This window comes from Rathayibacter sp. VKM Ac-2759 (genome assembly GCF_009834225.1).
In the GTDB taxonomy this organism is placed as follows: Bacteria; Actinomycetota; Actinomycetes; order Actinomycetales; family Microbacteriaceae; genus Rathayibacter.
In genome coordinates, this window is record NZ_CP047176.1 from 1,596,674 (window position 1) to 1,615,863 (window position 19,190).

Genomic DNA, 19,190 nt, shown 5'->3' on the forward strand with positions numbered 1-19,190 from the left:
GTCGTGCCGCTAGAGGCGGACGACCATCTTGCCGGTGTTGCCGCCGCGCATCATCGAGAGGAACGCATCGACGGCGTTCTCGATGCCGTCCACGACCGTCTCGTCGTAGGCGATCCGGCCCTCGGCGAACCAGCCGGACATCAGGCGGTTGAATTCCGGCGCGTGGTCGAGGTAGCCGCTCAGGGTGAAGCCCTGCAGGGTGAGCCCGCGGGTGATGATGTTCGCCATGTTGTCGGGCCCGGCCGGCTTCGCGGTCGAGTTGTAGCCGGCGATCGCGCCGCACAGCGCCGCCCGCCCGCCGTCGCGGAACGCGTCGAGCGCGGCCTCGAGGTGGTCACCGCCGACGTTGTCGAAGTAGACGTCGATGCCCTCGGGCGCCGCGGCGGCGAGCTGCTCGCGCACGGGCGCCGCGTGGTAGTCGAACGCGGTGTCGTAGCCGTACCTGCCGGTGAGCAGCGCGACCTTCTCTGCGGAGCCCGCGGATCCGATCACGCGCGAGGCGCCCAGGAGGCGCGCGATCTGCCCGGCGGCCGAGCCGACGGCTCCCGCGGCACCCGAGACGAAGACGGTGTCGCCCTCCTTCATCCCGGCGATCGCGGTGAGGCCGACGTAGGCGGTGAGCCCGGTCATGCCGAGGACGCCGAGCCGGAGCGACAGCGGGACCCCGGGGATCTCGTCGACGACGCGGAACTGCGACGCGGGCGCCTGCGCGATGTCGCGCCAGCCGAGCTGGTGCAGCACGACGCTGCCGACCGGCACGGCGGGGTCGGCGGAGGCGGTGACCCGGCCGATCGCGCCTCCGGTCATGGTCTCGCCGAGCGCGTAGGGCGGGGTGTAGCTCTTGACGTCGTTCATGCGGCCGCGCATGTAGGGGTCGACCGAGAGGAACGCGTTCGCGACGCGGACCTCGCCGTCGGCGGGATCGTCGTAGCTCACCTGAGCGGTGCGGAAGTCGTCGGCGACGGGCCAGCCGTCGGGACGGCGGACGAGCTGGATCTGGGTGCTGGTGACGGTCATGGGGGCCTTTCGGGTGGAGCGGTGGATCAGGAGGCGAGCAGGCCGATCGCGAGGGCGATCACCGCGAGCAGACCCGGAGCCATCTGGGTCAGGGCGGCGCGGCGCTTCGCGGGGGCGGAGAGCAGCAGCACCAGCGCGGCGCCGACCATCGAGCCGGTGCCCGTGAAGACCAGCGCGGCGCCGACGGCGGTCGCCCCGGAGGCGAGGGCGATGATCCCGACGATCGTCACGATCGCGAGGAACAGGTTGTAGAAGCCCTGGTTGAACGCCAGCTCTCGGGTGGCCTCGGCCTCGCCCGAGGTCGTGCCGAAGGTCGTCCGCGCCCGAGGAGTCGTCCAGAGGAGCGACTCGAGCACGAAGATGTAGACGTGCAGCAGCGCGGCGAGGGCCGCGAGCACGAGTCCGATGACGATCACGGCGCCTCCTGATTGTGTAATGGCTGGTCCACAATATACTGGATCGAGCGTTACACAACCAGGGGAGGCGCGATGGGCCGGCTGCAGGGCTTCGAGACCGACGCGGTCGTCCGCTCCGCGCGCGCCGTCTTCTGGGAGCGCGGCTTCGAGGAGGCGTCCCTGCCCGAGCTCGAGAGCGCCACGGGGGTCGGCCGCTCGAGCCTCTACCACGCGTTCGGCAGCAAGCGCGGGCTGTTCGACGCGGCGGTGCAGAGCTACCTCGACGAGGTGGTGCGGCCGCGGCTGGCCCCTCTCGTGTCGGGAGCCGTCTCCTCCGGCGCACTCGAGGCCTACTTCGGCGGACTGCGCGGCGCTCTGGCCGACGCGGCGTCGATCTCGGCACGGAGCGGCTGCCTCCTGCTGAACGCGGCGGGAGCGCCGATCGCGCGGGACGACGCGGTGCGCGAGGAGATCGCCGACTACCGTGCGGAGCTGCTGGCCGCGATGCGCGCGGGAGCGGCGGCGCGCTGGCCGGGCGCCTCCTCCGCGTGGCGGGCGCAGCAGGCGGACGTGCTGGTGTCGCTGCTGGTCGCGGCGCTGGTGCTGGCGCGCGTCGACTCCGCGCAGTCGGTGGCGACGGTCGACGCGGCGCTGGCCCTGGTGCGGACGCCGCACGCCTCCTGAGACACCTCCGGCTCGTCGAATCGCGTTCGGCTCGCGCGATCCGGCGATGTCTGCGAGCCGAACGGGTTCTTGCGAGCCGGAGGTCGCCGACGCTGAGGTTCGGCTCGTGAAGTCGCGTTCGGCTCGCGGAATCCGGCGGATTCGACGAGCCGAACGGTTTCCCGCGAGCCGGAGGTGACACCGGACCCGCAGACGGAACAAGCCCACGGGCGCGCCCGGCTCCGAGGAGCGGCGTGCCCGGGGGCTTCCGGTGTGCAGGGTGTCAGTCGGTGCCGGCGTCGAACGCGGCGCCCTCGGACGCGAGGTCGGTCGCGCGGCCGAGCGCATCGGCCGCAGCGGTACCTCCGCCCTCGGTGATCGCCTCGCCCTCGCCGATCTCGAGGTGCCCGACGAGCTCGGCGGTCGGCCCGCCGACGAGACCGGCGGCCGCGTACTGCTCGAGGCGCGAGCGCGAGTCGGCGATGTCGAGGTTGCGCATCGTGAGCTGGCCGATGCGGTCCTCGGGGCCGAAGGCGGCGTCGCCGACGCGCTCCATCGACAGCTTGTCGGGGTGGTAGCTGAGCGCCGGTCCCGACGTGTCGAGGATCGTGTAGTCGTCTCCGCGGCGCAGGCGAACGGTGACCTCGCCGGAGACGGCCGAGCCGACCCAGCGCTGGATCGACTCGCGCAGCATCAGCGACTGCGGGTCGAGCCAGCGGCCCTCGTACATCAGGCGGCCGAGGCGGCGGCCCTCGGAGTGGTACTGCGCGATCGTGTCCTCGTTGTGGATCGCGTTGAGGAGGCGCTCGTAGGCCAGGTGCAGCAGCGCCATGCCGGGGGCCTCGTAGATGCCGCGGCTCTTCGCCTCGATGATGCGGTTCTCGATCTGGTCGGAGTTGCCCAGGCCGTGGCGTCCGCCGATCGTGTTCGCCTCGAGGACGAGGGCGACCGGGTCGGCGTACTCGACGCCGTTGATCGCGACGGGGCGGCCGGCCTCGAAGCGGACCGAGACCGTCTCGGCGGCGATCTCGACGTCCTCGCGCCAGGCGGCGACTCCCATGATCGGCTCGACCAGCTCCATGCCGCTGCTGAGCTCCTCGAGGCGCTTGGCCTCGTGGGTCGCACCCCAGATGTTGGCGTCGGTGGAGTAGGCCTTCTCGGTGGCGTCGCGGTAGGGGAAGCCGCGGGCGACCAGCCACTCCGACATCTCGGTGCGTCCGCCGAGCTCGTTCACGAACTGCACGTCGAGCCAGGGCTTGTAGATGCGCAGGCGCGGGTTGGCGAGCAGGCCGTAGCGGTAGAACCGCTCGATGTCGTTGCCCTTGTAGGTGGAGCCGTCGCCCCAGATGTCGACGCCGTCCTCGCGCATCGCGCGCACCAGCAGCGTGCCGGTGACCGCGCGGCCGAGCGGGGTGGTGTTGAAGTAGGTCTTGCCTCCCGAGCGGATGTGGAAGGCGCCGCACTGCAGGGCGACGAGGCCCTCCTCGACCAGCGCGCTCTTGGCGTCGACGAGGCGCGAGATCTCGGCGCCGTACTGCGCGGCGCGCGAGGGGACGCTCTCGATGTCGGGCTCATCGGCCTGGCCGATGTCGGCGGTGTAGGTGCAGGGGACCGCACCCTTCTCGCGCATCCAGGCGACAGCGACGGATGTGTCGAGGCCTCCCGAGAATGCGATTCCGACACGCTCGCCCACGGGCAGACTGCTCAACACTTTCGACATGGCTCCGATTTTAGGAGACTCCGCGGGGGTGCTTCGACGCACGCGCCCGTCGGGCCGGGGAACCGCCCGTCACTCCCCGCCCGGCAGCCCGACCGCGGGCAGCAGGATGTCGTCGATGAGCGACACCAGGTAGGCCCGCTCGACCGGCTCGCGCAGCAGCAGCACACGGTAGGCGACCATCGCCGGGGTGATCAGCGCGATCAGCTCGACGTCGATGTCCTCGCCGATCTCGCCGCGGGCGATCGCGCGGCGCAGGAGGAAGCCGTTGGCCCGCGCGCGCGGCTCGACGATCGCGGCGCGGACGGCGTCGGAGAGCTCGGGCGACTTGGAGACCATGGCCACGACTCCGGCCATGATCTGGAGCTTGCGCTCGGCGTCCTCCATCGTCCGGGGCTTGATCAGGGCGACGAGATCCCCCCGCAGCGTGCCCGTGTCGGGCAGCGCCGACTCGGTGAGATCGGCGCCCTTCATGCACGCGAGCGCCTCGACGACCAGCTCGGCCTTCGAGTCCCAGCGGCGGTAGAGCGTGGCCTTGCCGGCGCGGGCGCGGGCGGCGACCATGTCGATCGTCATGCCGTCGTAGCCCGTCTCGGCGAGGACGTCGAGCGCCGCGGTGAGGATCTCGACGTCGCGGGACGGATCGCGGCGGCGGCCGGGCCGGCTGGGCGCGTCGGGCTCGAGCAGGGGGGAGGGGGGCGGCGTCATCGCAGCGTCTCCTGTCGATCAGAGACCGCCCGGATGACGGCCACGTGAATTCTACGACGAATACAGAACCGAGCAGTTCCGAAACTCGCGAGTCTCGTATATGGTCTCCTCCATGTCGCAGACCTCCTCACTGCCGGTCGTCACCGCCCCCGCGGTCCCGGTGCCCTCGAACCGCCGCTGGTGGACCCTCGTCGCCGTCGGACTCGCCCAGCTCATGGTCGTGCTCGACTCCACCGTCGTGAACATCGCCCTCCCCGCCGCCCAGGCCGATCTCGGCTTCTCGGACGGCGACCGCCAGTGGGTGGTCACCGCCTACTCGCTCGCCTTCGGCAGCCTCCTGCTGCTCGGCGGACGCCTCTCCGACCTCATCGGACGCAAGCGCACCTTCGTCATCGGCCTGATCGGCTTCGCCATCGCCTCCGCGCTCGGCGGCGCCGCGCCGAACTTCGAGCTGCTCATCGCGGCCCGCGCTCTGCAGGGCGTGTTCGGCGCTCTGCTGGCCCCGACCGCGCTCGCGGTCCTCACCACGACCTTCACCGTGCCGAAGGAGCGGGCGCGCGCGTTCGGCGTCTTCGGCGCGATCGCGGGGGCCGGCGGCGCCGTGGGCCTCCTCCTCGGCGGCCTGCTCACCGAGAGCTTCGACTGGCGCTGGAACCTCTACATCAATGTGATCATCGCGGTCGTCGCGGTCATCGGCGCGATCGTCTTCGTGCCGGCGATCGACCGCTCCGGACCCCGCCCGAGGCTCGACGTCCCCGGAACGGTCCTCGTCTCGGCCGCCCTCTTCGGCCTCGTGTTCGGCTTCGCCAACGCCGAGACCGACGGCTGGGACTCGCCGATGACCTGGGTGCCGCTCGCCGCGGCCGTCGTGCTGCTCGTCGGCTTCGTGCAGCGCCAGCGCACCACCGAGCACCCGCTGCTGCCGCTGCAGATCGTGCTCGACCGCGACCGCGGCGCCGCCTACCTCTCGGTGCTCATCGCGGGAGCCGGGATGTTCGGCATCTTCCTGTTCGTCACCTACTACCTGCAGGTGTCGCTGGGCTACTCGCCGATCCAGACCGGTCTCTCGTTCCTGCCGATGATCGGCATGCTGGTGCTCGCCGCCCAGCTGTCGACGAACCTCCTCCTGCCGCGCTTCGGCCCGAAGACCATGGTGCCGTTCGGCATGGTGCTCGGAGTGATCGGCATGCTGCTGCTCACCCGCCTCGACCTCGACAGCGGCTACGCGGCCGATGTCCTGCCGGCGCTGATGGTGCTCGGCTTCGCGATGGGCTCGATCATGCCCGGGTCGATGCAGACGGCGACCCGCGGAGTCGACGTGCGCTTCGCCGGAGTCGCCTCGGCGATGGTCAACACGAGCCAGCAGGTCGGCGGATCGATCGGCACGGCGCTCCTCAACACGCTCGCGGCCACCGCGGTCACCGACTACCTCGCCTCCCACACCCCGGCGACGGCGGCCACGGCGGCGGAGGCGGCGGTGCAGAGCTACGCGGTGGCCTACGGCTGGGGCGCGGGGTTCTTCGCCCTCGGCGCGGTGCTGTCGGTGCTGCTGTTCCGCCGGAGGTCGGACGCGATCGCGGCGACTCCGGGAGCGGAGCCGGTGATCGCGCACTGAGACCGATCCTCCGGAGCGGACGGGGCCTTCCGGGGTCCCGTCCGCTCCGTCGTCTGCCGCGACATGTCGGCGTGTTGCGGCCGCGGTCGAGGCCCGAGTGGCCCGTCAGTAGCGTCGGGGCATGCCCGAGACCCTCGACATCGTCCACCTGCGCACGCTCGTGGCGATCGCCGACTGCGGTGGTTTCGGCCGGGCGGCGGTGGCGCTGCACATCAGCCAGCCGACGGTGTCGCAGCACGTGCGCACCCTGGAGCGCCGGCTCGAGCGCACCTTCATCGAGAAGGCGGGCAGGAAGGCCCGCTTCACTCCGGCCGGCGAGCGCCTGCTCGTGCAGGCCCGCCGCATCCTCGCCGTCCACGACGACGCGCTCGAGACCCTCGATGCGGCGAGCGAGAACCCGCTGGCCCTCGGCCTGACCGAGCCGGCCGCCGAGCAGCTGCTGCCCCGGCTGCTCGAGACCCTGCGCCGCGCCTTCGACGACCGGCCGCTGAGCTTCTCGCTCGACCGCTCCACGCATCTCGCGGAGGCGGTGGCCCGCGGAGTCGTCGACCTCGCTGTCATCCTCGGCGTCGGCGGCGACCTGCCGGGCCGCCAGGTCGCCACGCTGCCGCTCGACTGGTACGCGGCCCCCGGCTGGCAGCCGCCGGAGGGCGCGCCGATCCCGCTCGTCGCCTACTCGGAGCCGTGCGGGATGCGTCAGCGCGCCCTCCAGCAGCTCGGCGCGTTCGGGCACGAGGTGCGGGTCGTCGCCGAGTCCGCGGGGCTCGAGGGCGTCATCGCCGCGGCCAGAGCGGGGATCGGAGTCGCGGTGCTGCCGACCTCGCACCAGGGCCCCGTCGCCGAGGGCCTCGAGGCGCGGCACGACCTGCCCGCGCTGGGCTCGGTGAACCTCCGCCTGGTCTCGCGCCGCGGCCTCGCACCCGATGTCGAGGACACGGCGCTCGCCGCGCTCGCCGAGCTGTTCGGCCCCTCCCGCGGCAGGACGGCGCTGCGCGAGGTGCGCTCGTGACGCCGCGCGGACATGACGGATTCTTACCAACGATCGGGTTCGCCGATCGGAACGCATCCGGAATCATCGTTGGACGCCGGGAGCGGGCCGCCCGTAGCGTCGATGACATGACCTCCCCGCACGCCCTCGTCGAGACCGCGCCCACCGGCGCGGTCCGAGCGGCGCGCGTGGACCCCGCGGCCGGCGAAAGGCGCCCCCGGGTGCTCCCCGGCCGAATGCCGGTGGACGGGAAGCTCTCCGCGTCGGTGCGCGGGTGCTCCTGTCCGCTCTCCCGCTGACGCCTCGGCGTCGCCGGCACTGACGCGGCGGACTCCGCCGCACGCGACCCGCGCTCCTCGACGAGCGCCGTCGCCCCCTCTCCTCCGGGCCGCTCCGCCGTGCCCGCGAGCCCTCCTCCGCGCCCTCGCGCACCTCTCCTGCCGAAAGGACCGCCACCATGGCCGTCGAGTTCATCTCCGCGATCAACGTCAACAGCTCCAACGAGGTCAACGGCCTCGCCCGGTCGGCCATCGACGTCGCCCACCTCCGCCGCTACTCGCGGATCCTCGAGGACGGCGGCTTCGACTACACGCTCGTGCCCTACGGCTCGGCCGGGCACGACCCCTTCACCGTCGCCTCCGCGGTCACGCAGTACACCGAGCACCTGAAGCCGATCGTGGCGCTGCGGCCGAACACGGTCTACCCGACGGTGGCGGCCAAGGCCCTCGCCACTCTCGACCAGCTCTCCGGCGGCCGGGCCGTCGTGCACTTCATCGCCGGGGGCGACGACCACGAGCAGGCGCGCGAGGGCGACCGCCTCGGCAAGACCGAGCGCTACGCCCGCCAGGAGGAGTACATCCGGATCCTGCGACAGGTCTGGTCGGCGACCGAGCCGTTCGACCACGAGGGCGCCCACTACCGGTTCGAGGACTTCGTCTCGCGGGTCCGGCCCGTGCGCGGGAGCATCCCCGTCTCGGTCGGCGGCTCGAGCGACGAGGCCTACCGCCAGGGCGGCGCGCTCGCCGACATCTTCGGGCTGTGGGGCGAGCCGCTGGCCGACACCCAGCAGCAGATCGACCGGATCGCCGACGCCGCCCTCGCGGCCGGCCGCGCCGACACTCCGCGCACCTGGGTCACCTTCCGGCCGATCATCGCGCCGACCGAGGAGCTCGCGTGGGAGAAGGCGCACCGGATCCTCGGGATCCTGCAGAGCCGCTCGGCGACGACCGCGAACCCGCGCAAGGGCGAGAAGGGCCTCTGGGTGCAGACCCCCGGCGCGAAGGGACCTGCGAACGTCGGGTCGCAGCGCCTGCTCGACATCGCGCGCCGCAAGGATCTGCACGACCGGGCCCTCTGGACGCCGACCGCGACCGCGACCGGCGCGCAGGGCGCCTCCACCGCCCTGGTCGGCACTCCCGAGACCGTCGCCGCCGCGATCCTCGACTACGTCGACCTCGGCGCCGATCTGATCTCGATCCGCGGCTACGACAACCTCAACGACGCGGTCGACTACGGGCGCTACCTCATCCCGCTCGTCCGGGAGGAGCTCGCGCACCGCGAGGCCACCGGCCGCCGCGGCGAGATCGTCGCGCAGCCTCCGCTCGAGAGCACCGAGCTGGTCGGAGCGACCGCGTGACGCTGCTCGACGCCCCCGCCCGCGTCGTCCCCGATCTCTCGGACCGGGCGCTCGCCCGGCTCACCGCCCGCCTCGCCGAGACCGCGGAGCACTACGACCGCACCGCCGAGTTCCCGTGGGAGGGGATCCGCGCCGTCCACGACGCCGGGCTCCTCACCCTCGCGGTCGGCTCCCGCTACGGCGGCACCCCGCCCTCGACGGTCGATCTCGTCCGGATCTTCGGCGCGCTCGGGCAGGGCGACCCCGCGGTCGCGCTCATCTCGGCGATGACCGTGCTGCAGCACACCGCTCAGGACCGCGCTGCGACCTGGCCCGACGAGCTCTACCGCGCGGTCCTCGCCGACTCCGCCGAGCGCCCCGTGCTGCTGAACGCCGTGCGGGCCGAGCCCGAGTGGGGCGCCCCCGCCCGCGGCGGACTGCCCGCCACCACGGTCCGCCGCGACGGCGACGAGTGGGTGCTCGAGGGGCGCAAGGGCTTCGCCACCGGCTCCGAGGGGCTCGCCTACCACCTCGTCTGGGCGGTCGACCTGCAGGGCGCCTCGGGTGAGCCCGAGCTGGCGCACGCGATCGTCCCGGGAGACGCTCCGGGCGTCCGGATCGAGAGGACCTGGGACCACCTCGGCCAGCGGGCCTCGAGCACGCACGACGTGGTCTACGAGCAGGTGCGTCTGCCGCTCGAGCACTTCCGCGGCACGCCGCGCTCGCAGCTGCCTCCCGAGGCGGGGGCGGGCGGAGGCTTCGGCCTCGCGGTCGCGGCGCTGTACGTGGGCGTGGGGCGGGCGGCGCAGAGCTTCTTCGTCCGTTTCGCGAATGACCGCGTACCGACCTCGCTCGGGCGGCCGATCGCCACGACGGAGCGCATCCGCTCGGTCGCCGGCGAGATCGAGGCGCAGCTCGTGCAGGCCGAGGAGGTGCTGCTCTCGCTCGCCGGCCGCGTCGACGCGGGGGATCCGCGGGCCGCCGAGCGCCTCGTCGTCGGCAAGCTGCTCGCCACCCGCTCGGCGATCGCGGCGGTCGAGACCGCCGTCGCCGCCCTCGGCAACCCCGGACTCACGCGGCACCACCCGCTCGAGCGCCACCTGCGCGACGTCCTCGCCTCGCGGGTGCACCCGCCGCAGGACGACGCCGCCCTCCTGATCGCCGGCACACGCACCCTCGCCGCGCACTGACTCCTCCCGACACCCCCTGCACTGAAGGAACACCGCCATGACTCGTCGACGATCCCGCTGGGCCGGCGCCGCCGCGCTCACCCTCGCCGCCTCCCTCGCCCTGACCGCCTGCTCCGGATCCTCCGACGCGGGGACCGCCTCCGACGACGCGACCCCGGTGGCCGGTGGCCGCCTCTCGCTCGCGTTCTTCCCCGACAACGCCGCGTTCTCGTGCGTCGACCCGTTCCAGACCTACTGGATCGAGCACCGCACGGTCATCCGCAACGTCGCCGACTCCCTGACCGATCAGGACCCGGAGACGGGGGAGATCGTGCCGTGGCTCGCGACCGGCTGGAGCGTCGACGACGCCGGCACCGAGTACACCTTCGACCTGCGCACCGACGTGACCTTCTCGGACGGCACCGCGTTCACCGCCGAGAGCGTGAAGACCGCCTTCGACAACGACGCGGCGACCCTCGCGCAGCTGCCCTCGGCCTACGGCGGCGTCTACCTGGCCGGCTACTCGGGCACGGAGGTGGTCGACGCCGACACGGTCACCGTCACCTTCTCGACGCCCAACGCCGCGTTCCTCCAGGGCACCTCGACGACCAACCTCGCGATCCTCGCCGCCTCCTCGTACGAGAAGACGCCCGAGGAGCGCTGCCTCGGGGCCGTGGTCGGCTCCGGGCCCTTCACGCTGACGGACTACACGCCCGGCACCGGCATCACGCTCGACAAGCGCGTCGGCTACGCCTGGGGCTCCGCGCTCCGCGACAACGCGGGCGAGGCGTACCTCGACGGGATCGACGTCAGCTACGTCGCCGAGGACAGCGTCCGCGTCGGCCAGCTCACGAGCGACGAGATCGACATCGCCTGGGGCCGGAACCCGGTCTCCGAGAACGACCAGGCGGTGATCACGGGCAACGGCGACACCGTCGAGAGCCGGTCGCTGCCGGGCCCCGCGAGCAACTACTACCCGAACGTCTCGGAGGGGAGGATCCTCTCGGACCAGAGGGTGCGCGAGGCCGTGCAGAAGGCGATCGACCGCGAGACCTACGCGTCGACGATCTTCGGCGCCGACTACCCGGCGGTGACGAGCGTCTACACCACCACGACGCCGTTCTACGAGGACGAGTCCTCGGCGCTGGCCTTCGACGCCGACGGCGCAGGCGAGCTGCTCGACGAGGCGGGCTGGGCGCTCGGCGACGACGGCTACCGCTACCGGGACGGGCGGAGGCTCACCCTCTCGGTGCCGATCGTGGCGCAGTTCGGAGCGGGCGACCAGCTGATCCAGGACCAGCTCAAGCAGGTGGGCATCGACCTCGAGCTGAACGTGATCACGAACGCGCAGCGCGCCGACGTGCTGGGCAGCGGGGACTACGACCTGATCTCGACCTACTACACCCGTGCCGATCCGGGGGTGATCCAGTGGATCATCGACTCCCGGTACGCCGGATCGAAGGCGCAGGCCGTGAACAACTTCACCGCCGAGCAGGCCGCAGAGGTGCAGGCACTGCTCGACGAGGGCGTCCAGACCATCGACACGACCGCCAGGGCGGCGGTCTACGCCGAGCTGCAGGACCACCTGCTCGAGAACGCGCTGGTCTTCCCCTTCGCCGAGCGGGTGCAGCTGGCCGGCGTCTCGTCGGCGGTGCACGGCTTCCGCTTCACCTCCGAGGCGTTCGGCGACTTCTCCGGCACCTGGATCCAGCCGTGACGACCCTCGCGGCACCGGCGGCACCGCGGAGGCCGGGCACCCGCTCGGCCCCCTCGGGCCTCGGCCGCTACCTCGCCGGCCGGCTCGGCCAGGCGGTCCTCGTGCTGTGGGCCGCGTACACGGTGACCTTCGCGGTGCTGTGGCTGCTGCCGAGCGATCCGCTCGCGCTCCTGCTCTCGGCCAACAACGTCGAGGTCGACTCGCTCACCCCCGAGCAGCTCGCCGAGGCCCAGGCGCGCTACGGACTCGACCAGCCGGTCTGGCAGCAGTACCTGCACATGCTCGGCGACGCGCTCCGGGGCGACTTCGGCACCTCCATCACCAAGGGGATCCCCGTCAGTCAGCTGATCGCCGAGAAGCTGCCGGGCACCCTGCAGCTCAGCGCCCTCGCCATCGGACTCGCGCTCGTCGGCGGCACGGCGCTCGCCTCCCTGGCGGCGTACGTGCAGTGGCGTCCGCTCAAGATCCTGCTGAGCCGGCTGCCCTCCGCGGGAGTCGCGTTCCCCGGGTTCTGGATCGGCCTGCTGCTCATCCAGTTCTTCGCCTTCACCCTGCACGTGCTGCCCTCCACGGGCAGCGCGACACCGGCGAGCCTGATCCTGCCGGCGGTGACGATGGCGATCCCCACCTCGGCGATGCTCGCCCAGGTGCTGACCCGCAGCTTCGCCGACGTCGAGAGGGAGGCGTACATCACCACCGCCCGCGCCGCGGGGCTCTCCCGCGCCGCCGTGCAGTGGCGGCACGCGTTCCGCAACGCCTCGCTGCCCGCCCTGACGATCCTCGGCATCCTGGCAGGCAACACCGTCACGGGCGCGATCGTCGCCGAGACGATCTTCGCCCGGCAGGGCATCGGGACGCTCGCCCAGGAGTCGGTGCTCACCCAGGACGTGCCGGTGGTGCAGGCCGTCGTGGTGCTGGCCGCGGCCGTCTTCGTCGGGATCAACCTCCTCGTCGACCTGCTCTACCCCCTCCTCGATCCGCGCATCACCACGACACCGAAGGCGAGCCGGCCATGACGCTCGAACTGACCAGGACCGCGACCGCCCGGGCGCTCGCCCCGGAGACCCGCGAGCGCGCCCCGCACGGCAGGACCGCGCGGCGCCTCAGGGCAGTGAGGCTGCTCCTGCGCCGCCCGGGCTTCGTGATCGCGCTCGCCTTCGCCGTCTTCGTCCTGCTCTCGGCGATCGCCCCTGCGCTGTTCACCGGGTACGACCCGTACGCGACGGCGCCGGCCGACAAGCTCCAGGCGCCCGGCCCGGCCCACCTCTTCGGCACCGACGAGCTCGGCCGCGACCTGTTCGCGCGGGTCCTGCACGGCGGGGCGCTGACCATCCAGGCCACCGTGATCGCGATCGCGATCGCCCTGGTCGGCGGTCTTGCGCTCGGCGTCGCCTCGGGCTACGCGGGCGGAGTCGTCGACGCGGTCGTCATGCGGATCGTCGACGTTCTGCTCGCGATCCCGGGCCTGCTGCTGGCGCTCGCCATCGTCACGGCGATCGGCTTCGGCACGCTGCCGGTGGCGCTCGCCGTGGGCATCGGGATCCTGCCGGGCTTCGCGCGGACCACCCGCGCCGAGGTGCTGCGGGTCAAGACGCTGCCCTACGTCGAGGCGGCCCGCACCGGAGGCGCCACTCGCCTGCGCATCCTCGTGCGGCACGTGCTCCCCAACTCGTGGGGTCCGGTCGCCGTCCTGGCGGTGCTCGATCTGGGCACCGCGATCATCGCCGTGGCTGCGCTGAGCTTCCTCGGCTTCGGAGCGGCGCCGCCCGCCGCCGAGTGGGGGACGCTCATCTCGAGCGGACGCAACTACCTGGTGACCAGCCCGTGGCTCTCGCTCCTGCCCGGACTCTTCGTCGGCCTCCTGGTGCTGTCGCTGAACCACGTGGCCAAGACCGTCGAGGAGGTCCAGCGATGAGCGCGCTCGTGCGGCTCGAGGGCCTCTCGGTCGCCTACGGCGGGCAGGACGTCGTGCACGGGGTCTCGCTCGAGATCGCACCGGGCGAGGTCGTCGCCGTGGTCGGCGAGTCGGGGTCGGGCAAGTCGACGACCGCGAACGCCGTCCTCGGGCTGCTCCCCGCGAACGGGCGCATCACCGGCGGCTCGATCGAGATCGCCGGCGACGACGTGACGCGCGCCGGCGAGAAGGAGCTGCGACGCCTCCGCGGTCGGTTCGTCGGCCTGGTGCCGCAGGACCCGATGGTCGGACTCGACCCGACCCTCCGGATCGGCGCGCAGATCGCCGAGGCGGTGCGCCTGCGCGGCGTCGACCGCCGCTCGGTCGACGCCGAGGTGCTCGACGCGCTCGCGCAGGCGGGGATCGACGACCCGGAGCTGCGGGCACGGCAGTACCCGCACGAGCTCTCGGGGGGTCTGCGTCAGCGCGCGCTGATCGCGCTCGCGCTGGCGGGGAGGCCGCGGCTGATCATCGCCGACGAGCCCACCTCCGCCCTCGACGTCACGGTGCAGAAGCGGATCCTCGACCACCTGCAGTCGCTCGTGCGCGAGCAGGGGATCGCGCTGCTGATCATCACGCACGACCTCGCCGTCGCGGCCGACCGGGCCGACCGCGTCCTCGTGATGCGGGCCGGCCGGGTGATCGAGCAGGGTCCGCCGGCCGAGATCCTCGTCGCGCCGCGCGAGGAGTACACCCGTGCTCTGATCGACGCGGCGCCCGGCCTCGGGCACGGCGGCGCGCTCGTCCCGCGCTTCGAGCGGGTGCAGCCGGCTCCCGAGATCCTGCGGATAGAGAACGTCGTCAAGGACTTCCCGCTCCCCGGGCGGCGCGGCGGCTTCCGTGCACTCGACGACGTCTCGTTCTCGGTCCGCGCCGGGCAGACGCTCGCGCTGGTGGGCGAGTCGGGCTCGGGCAAGACGACGGCGCTGCGGATCGCCCTCGGGCTCGAGCGCGCGTCGAGCGGCCGCGTGCTCGTCGAGGGCGCCGATCTGACGCGCGCGGGCGAGACGCAGTGGCGGCCGCTCCGCCGGCGCATCCAGCTGGTGCACCAGAATCCGTTCGCCGCCCTCGACCCGCGGTTCACCGTGCTCGAGTCGGTCGTCGAGCCGCTGGTGTCCTTCGGAGTCGGCGATCGCGCCTCCCGGCTCGCCCGCGCCCAGGAGCTCCTCGACCGCGTCGGCCTGCCCGGCTCCTTCCTCTCCCGGCTGCCCGCCGAGCTCTCGGGTGGACAGCGGCAGCGGGTGGCGATCGCCAGGGCGCTCGCGCTGGGCCCCGACCTCGTGCTGCTGGACGAGCCGGTGTCGGCGCTGGACGTGTCGGTGCAGGCGCAGATCCTCGCGCTGCTGGTCGAGCTGCAGCACGACCTCGGAGTCGCCTACCTCGTCGTCTCGCACGACCTCGCGGTCGTCGCCGACGTGTCGCACGAGATCGTGGTGCTGAACCGCGGCTGGGTGGAGGAGGCGGGCACCACCTCCCGCGTCTTCCGCTCGCCCGAGGCGGAGTACACCCGGACGCTCCTGGCCGCCGTCCCCGGGGCGACGGCGGTGGCCTCGTGAGCCGGCGCTTCCTCGTCATCGGCGGCGGCGCGGTGGGCTCGGTCGTCGCCGCGCAGCTGCACCTCGCGGGAGAGGACGTCGTCCTGATCGCGCGCGGCGAGCACCTCCGCCTGCTGAGGGAGCGCGGGCTGCGCCTGCGGCGGCCGGGCGGCGACCGGACGGTGCGCGTGCCGGTGGCCGGCGGGCCCCTCGAGGCCGCGCCGCGACGAGGGGACGTCCTCGTGCTGACCGTGAAGGCGCAGGACGCCGAGGCGGCGCTCGCCGAGTGGGCGTGGACGCCGCTGGCCGACGGGGGAGCGGGCAGCGAGCTGCCGGTGCTCACCCTCCAGAACGGACTCGCGGCCGAGGATGCGGCGCTGCGCCGGTTCGCCGATGTCTTCGGCGTCTCGATCGGCATCGCGGCCAGCTTCCTCACCCCCGGCGAGGTCGTCTCGCCGTCCTTCCCGACCGTCGGCGTGCTGTGGATCGGCCGGCACCCCGACGCCGAGGATCCTCGGGCCGCGGCGTTCGCGGAGACGTTCCGCGGCGCGGGCTTCGCGGCCCGCGCCGTGCCCGACATCGGCGCGTGGAAGGCGCGGAAGCTCCTCGCGAACGCGGTCAACGGCCTCGACCTCTTCTCCGGCACCGACGCCGAGCGGGCCGCCGCCCGCGAGGCCCTCGTGGCGGAGGCGCGCCTCGCGCTCACCGCGAACGGCCGCGCGATCGCCGACGACGACGGCACCCGCCTCCGGGTCGACCCCGTCGCCGGGCACACCGCCGGCCGCCTCTCGACCTGGCAGAGCTTCGCCCGCGGCGCCGGCAGCGAGGTCGACCACCTCACGGGCGAGGTCGTGCTCCTCGCCCGCCGAGCCGGTGTCGACGCTCCCGTGAGCGAGCGCCTGCAGCTCCTCCTCGGGCTCCGCGGGCGGGAGGCGGCCGTCGCGCCGCTCCCGCTCGCCGAGCTCTCCGTCCCCTCTCCCGAAGGAGTCCCCGCATGACCCTGACCACCCCCGCCGCCCTCGCCCGGCACTTCGACGAGCCGGAGGGCATCGCGCCCCGCGGCACGCTGATCGTCCTCGGCGGCCGCGGCGAGACGCCGGCCGTCTACGAGCGCTTCGGCACCCGCCTCGCCCGCGACGCCTACCGCGTCCGCGCGCTCGGCGATGCGACCGCCGAGGGGATCCGGGAGGCCGCGCTCGAGCTCCTCCGCGACCCCGGCGCCGTCTCCCCGCTGGTGCTGGTCGGCTCGGACGCGGGCGCGGCCGTCGCCCTCGAGCTCGCCGCGACCCACCCCGACGTGGTCGACGCGGTGATCGTCGCCGGTCTGCCCGTCCGCGCCGGGGGAGGCGAGGGCATCGCCGAGCGGACCGCCTGCCCGACCCACGCGGGGGTGCTCGCCCGCGAGGCCGACGCCGGTGCGCGCGACGCGGTGCTGCCCCTGGAGCTGCTCGCCGTCGCCGCGAGCGCCGTGCGGGCGCCGCTGCTCGCGCTGCACGGTGAGGCCGATGCGATCAGCCCCGTGGCGGAGGCGGTGGCCGTCTACCGCACGGCCCCGCGCGCCGAGATCCACCTCCTCGCCGACGGCCGGCACGACGCCCTGAACGACGCGACGCACCGCTCGGCCGCGGCGACCGCGGTGCTGTTCCTCGAGCGGGTGAAGGCGTCGGCGGCGACGGCCGCGATCATCACGCGGGTGGAGGCGTGAGCGTCGCCGCGCCGGCCGTGGCCGTCGCGCCCGCCCCGGCCGTCGTACCGGCCATCGCACCGGTCGTCGCCCGCGCCGACCGCTCGGGCTGGTCGCCCGCCGGCGACCCCGTCGGAGTGGTCCGCGCCCGCGACGTCGACGAGGTCCGCGCGACGCTCGTGCACGCCTCCGCCCACGGCATCCCCGTGGTGACCCGCGGCGCCGCCTCCGGACTCGCGGGTGCCGCGAGCGCGGGGGAGGGCGCGATCGTGCTCGACGTCTCCGGGCTCGACCGCATCCTCTCGATCGACCCGGTCGACGGTGTCGCACGGGTGGAGCCCGGGGTGATCACGGCCGACCTCGACCGCGCCGCCGCCCGCCACGGCCTCCTCTACGCGCCCGACCCCGGCAGCGTCGAGATCTCGACCATCGGCGGCAACATCGCCACCAACGCGGGCGGTCTGCGCGGCGCGAAGTACGGGGTCACCCGCGACGCCGTGCTCGCCCTCGACGTCGTCCTGGCCGACGGCTCCCTGGTGCACCTCGGCCGGGACACCGTGAAGGGCGTCGTCGGCCTCGACCTGACCGCCCTCGTGGTCGGCTCGGAGGGGAGCCTCGGCGTCGTCGTCGGCGCGACCCTCCGCCTCCTGCCGCGCCCCCGCCTCACCGCGACCGCCGCGGCGTTCTTCGCCGATGTCGCCGCGGGGGCCGAGGCCGCCGTCGCCCTCGCGCTCGCCGGGCTCCGCCCGAGCGTGCTCGAGCTCGTCGACGACCGCACCCTCGAGGCGATCGACGCCCTGCGCGGCACCCACCTCGCGCAGCGGGGAGGCGCGTTCCTCCTCGTCCAGACCGACGGGTTCGGCGCGGCGGACGAGATCGAGGCCGTGCGGGCGGTGCTGGCGGAGACCGCGACCAGCGTCGAGGCGACTCTCGATGCGGCGGAGGGGCTCGCCCTCGCGTCCGCGCGCCGCGACGCTCTGCCCGCCATCGAGGCGCGGGGCCGGGTCCTGATCGAGGACATCGCCGTGCCCCGGTCGCGTCTCGCCGAGGCCGTCCGCCGCATCCACGCGATCGCCGCGGACACGGGAGCCGACGTCTACGTCTTCGCGCACGCCGGCGACGGCAACCTGCATCCGATCATCCGCCTCCGGAGCGACACCGACGAGGCGCGCGCGCAGGCCGACGCCGCGGCCGAGGCGGTGTTCGCCCTCGCCCTCGAGCTCGGCGGGACCGTCAGCGGCGAGCACGGGGTCGGCGGGCTGAAGCGCGAGTGGGCGCGGCGCGAGCTCGGCCCCGACGTCGTCGCCCTGCAGCGCGCTGTGCGGCGGCTGTTCGATCCGCAGGGCATCCTGAATCCCGGAACCGCGCTGTGAGCGCACTCGAAAGGACCGACATGACCGGCACTGCTCCCTCCGACACCGATCTCCCCGACCGCAGCGACGTGCTCGTGACCCCCGAGGAGCTGGAGGCGGCACTCGCGTCGCCCGAGCCCCCGCTCGTCCTCGACGTGCGCTGGCGCCTCGACCGCCCCGACGGACGGCCCGCGTACCTCGAGGGGCACCTGCCGGGAGCGGTGTACGTCGACCTCGACCACGAGCTCGCCGCGCACGGCGACCCGGCCGACGGGCGGCACCCGCTGCCTCCGATCGAGGCGCTCCAGGAGGCCGCACGCGGCTGGGGCCTCCGGCGGGGCCAGTCGGTGGTGGTCTACGACGACTTCAAGAACCTCTCGTCGGCCCGGGCCTGGTGGCTGCTGCGCGCGGCCGGAGTCGCCGAGGTGCGCCTGCTCGACGGGTCGCTCCGCTCCTGGACCGGGTCGGGTCGCGCCCTCGAGGCGGGACCCGTGACTCCGGTGGCCGGCGACGTGGAGCTCGCGTACGGCGCCCTGCCGGTGCTCGACATCGACGCGGCGGCTGCGCTCCCGTCCGTCGGAGTGCTGCTCGATGCGCGCGCGCCCGAGCGCTACCGCGGCGACGTCGAGCCGATCGACCCGCGCGCCGGGCACATCCCGGGAGCGCTGAACGCGCCGGCCACCCGGAACGTCGACTCCGACGGCCGCTTCCTGCCGTCGTCCGAGCTGCGCGCGCGCTTCGAGGAGGTCGGCGTGCGGGCCGGGGCGCCTGTCGGCGTGTACTGCGGCTCCGGAGTGACGGCCGCCGCCGACGCGGTCGCGCTGACCCTCGCGGGCTTCGCGCCGCGCCTGTACCCGGGCTCGTGGTCGCAGTGGTCGAACACCCCCGGCCGCCCGGTGGCGACGGGCCCTGCGGCGTAGGCCCCTCTCGAGAACGCAGGAGTTGTCGTACTCGAGGGTCGAGTGCGACAACTCCTGCGTTCTCGCTCGCCTGCGCGCCCGTTCCTCAGAGGGTGCGGAGCACGTGCGCTGCTGTCGCAGCGCGTCTCGGAGTCCGCGCCT

The 19,190-nt window shown here is 73.6% G+C and carries 17 protein-coding genes; 13 read left to right on the forward strand and 4 right to left on the reverse strand.

Annotated elements, in window-relative coordinates; translation table 11 throughout:
* Positions 1 to 9: 9 nt before the first annotated feature.
* Together GSU68_RS07325 and GSU68_RS07330 are read right to left on the reverse strand one after the other, a co-directional pair.
* Positions 10 to 1,017 (reverse strand): NADP-dependent oxidoreductase, encoded by a 1,008-nt coding sequence (locus GSU68_RS07325; RefSeq protein WP_159906859.1) that lies wholly within the window; start codon positions 1,015 to 1,017, stop codon positions 10 to 12.
* A 26-nt stretch (positions 1,018 to 1,043) separates the two neighbouring features.
* Positions 1,044 to 1,433 carry a DUF1304 domain-containing protein gene (locus GSU68_RS07330; protein ID WP_159906861.1) on the reverse strand — a complete coding sequence of 130 codons (390 nt, stop codon included), beginning with the start codon at positions 1,431 to 1,433 and terminating at the stop codon, positions 1,044 to 1,046.
* Between the two features lie 72 nt (positions 1,434 to 1,505).
* Here GSU68_RS07330 and GSU68_RS07335 point away from each other — a divergent pair, with 72 nt between their 5' ends.
* Positions 1,506 to 2,096: a TetR/AcrR family transcriptional regulator gene (locus GSU68_RS07335; RefSeq protein ID WP_159906863.1), complete on the forward strand. Its 591-nt coding sequence runs from the start codon at positions 1,506 to 1,508 to the stop codon at positions 2,094 to 2,096.
* Positions 2,097 to 2,358: 262 nt separating this feature from the next.
* On the opposite strand, the gene argG is transcribed toward GSU68_RS07335, so the two are convergent.
* Positions 2,359 to 3,795 (reverse strand): argininosuccinate synthase, encoded by a 1,437-nt coding sequence (argG, locus tag GSU68_RS07340; RefSeq protein WP_159906865.1) that lies wholly within the window; start codon positions 3,793 to 3,795, stop codon positions 2,359 to 2,361.
* A 69-nt stretch (positions 3,796 to 3,864) separates the two neighbouring features.
* The gene (locus tag GSU68_RS07345) at positions 3,865 to 4,500 is read right to left on the reverse strand and encodes a TetR/AcrR family transcriptional regulator (protein WP_159906867.1); all 636 of its coding nucleotides are present in this window, start codon (positions 4,498 to 4,500) and stop codon (positions 3,865 to 3,867) included.
* Between the two features lie 112 nt (positions 4,501 to 4,612).
* Here GSU68_RS07345 and GSU68_RS07350 point away from each other — a divergent pair, with 112 nt between their 5' ends.
* The 12 genes from GSU68_RS07350 (at position 4,613) to GSU68_RS07405 (ending at position 19,049) form a co-directional block, all read left to right on the forward strand.
* The gene (locus GSU68_RS07350; protein WP_159906869.1) at positions 4,613 to 6,115 is read left to right on the forward strand and encodes an MFS transporter; all 1,503 of its coding nucleotides are present in this window, start codon (positions 4,613 to 4,615) and stop codon (positions 6,113 to 6,115) included.
* Between the two features lie 121 nt (positions 6,116 to 6,236).
* Positions 6,237 to 7,124: a LysR substrate-binding domain-containing protein gene (locus GSU68_RS07355; protein WP_159906871.1), complete on the forward strand. Its 888-nt coding sequence runs from the start codon at positions 6,237 to 6,239 to the stop codon at positions 7,122 to 7,124.
* A gap of 436 nt (positions 7,125 to 7,560) precedes the next feature.
* Positions 7,561 to 8,739 carry an LLM class flavin-dependent oxidoreductase gene (locus tag GSU68_RS07360; protein WP_159906873.1) on the forward strand — a complete coding sequence of 393 codons (1,179 nt, stop codon included), beginning with the start codon at positions 7,561 to 7,563 and terminating at the stop codon, positions 8,737 to 8,739.
* Positions 8,736 to 9,908 carry an acyl-CoA dehydrogenase family protein gene (locus tag GSU68_RS07365; RefSeq protein WP_244259426.1) on the forward strand — a complete coding sequence of 391 codons (1,173 nt, stop codon included), beginning with the start codon at positions 8,736 to 8,738 and terminating at the stop codon, positions 9,906 to 9,908. Before GSU68_RS07360 ends, GSU68_RS07365 begins: the two co-directional genes overlap by 4 nt.
* A 37-nt stretch (positions 9,909 to 9,945) precedes the next feature.
* Positions 9,946 to 11,604: an ABC transporter substrate-binding protein gene (locus GSU68_RS07370; protein WP_159906875.1), complete on the forward strand. Its 1,659-nt coding sequence runs from the start codon at positions 9,946 to 9,948 to the stop codon at positions 11,602 to 11,604.
* Complete coding sequence (locus GSU68_RS07375; RefSeq protein WP_159906877.1) at positions 11,601 to 12,620, forward strand: ABC transporter permease; 1,020 nt, start codon at positions 11,601 to 11,603, stop codon at positions 12,618 to 12,620. Before GSU68_RS07370 ends, GSU68_RS07375 begins: the two co-directional genes overlap by 4 nt.
* Complete coding sequence (locus GSU68_RS07380) at positions 12,617 to 13,519, forward strand: ABC transporter permease (protein WP_159906879.1); 903 nt, start codon at positions 12,617 to 12,619, stop codon at positions 13,517 to 13,519. The genes GSU68_RS07375 and GSU68_RS07380 overlap by 4 nt, the downstream gene beginning before the upstream one ends.
* Positions 13,516 to 15,114, forward strand: coding sequence for an ABC transporter ATP-binding protein (locus tag GSU68_RS07385; RefSeq protein ID WP_159906881.1), 1,599 nt, complete (start codon positions 13,516 to 13,518; stop codon positions 15,112 to 15,114). The genes GSU68_RS07380 and GSU68_RS07385 overlap by 4 nt, the downstream gene beginning before the upstream one ends.
* Positions 15,111 to 16,091 carry a 2-dehydropantoate 2-reductase N-terminal domain-containing protein gene (locus GSU68_RS07390; protein WP_159906883.1) on the forward strand — a complete coding sequence of 327 codons (981 nt, stop codon included), beginning with the start codon at positions 15,111 to 15,113 and terminating at the stop codon, positions 16,089 to 16,091. Before GSU68_RS07385 ends, GSU68_RS07390 begins: the two co-directional genes overlap by 4 nt.
* Positions 16,088 to 16,798 (forward strand): lysophospholipase, encoded by a 711-nt coding sequence (locus tag GSU68_RS07395; RefSeq protein WP_159906885.1) that lies wholly within the window; start codon positions 16,088 to 16,090, stop codon positions 16,796 to 16,798. The genes GSU68_RS07390 and GSU68_RS07395 overlap by 4 nt, the downstream gene beginning before the upstream one ends.
* Entirely contained in the window at positions 16,795 to 18,150 is a 1,356-nt protein-coding gene (locus tag GSU68_RS07400) for an FAD-linked oxidase C-terminal domain-containing protein (protein ID WP_159906886.1), read from the forward strand. Before GSU68_RS07395 ends, GSU68_RS07400 begins: the two co-directional genes overlap by 4 nt.
* A 20-nt stretch (positions 18,151 to 18,170) precedes the next feature.
* Positions 18,171 to 19,049: a sulfurtransferase gene (locus tag GSU68_RS07405; protein WP_159906888.1), complete on the forward strand. Its 879-nt coding sequence runs from the start codon at positions 18,171 to 18,173 to the stop codon at positions 19,047 to 19,049.
* Positions 19,050 to 19,190: the final 141 nt, after the last annotated feature.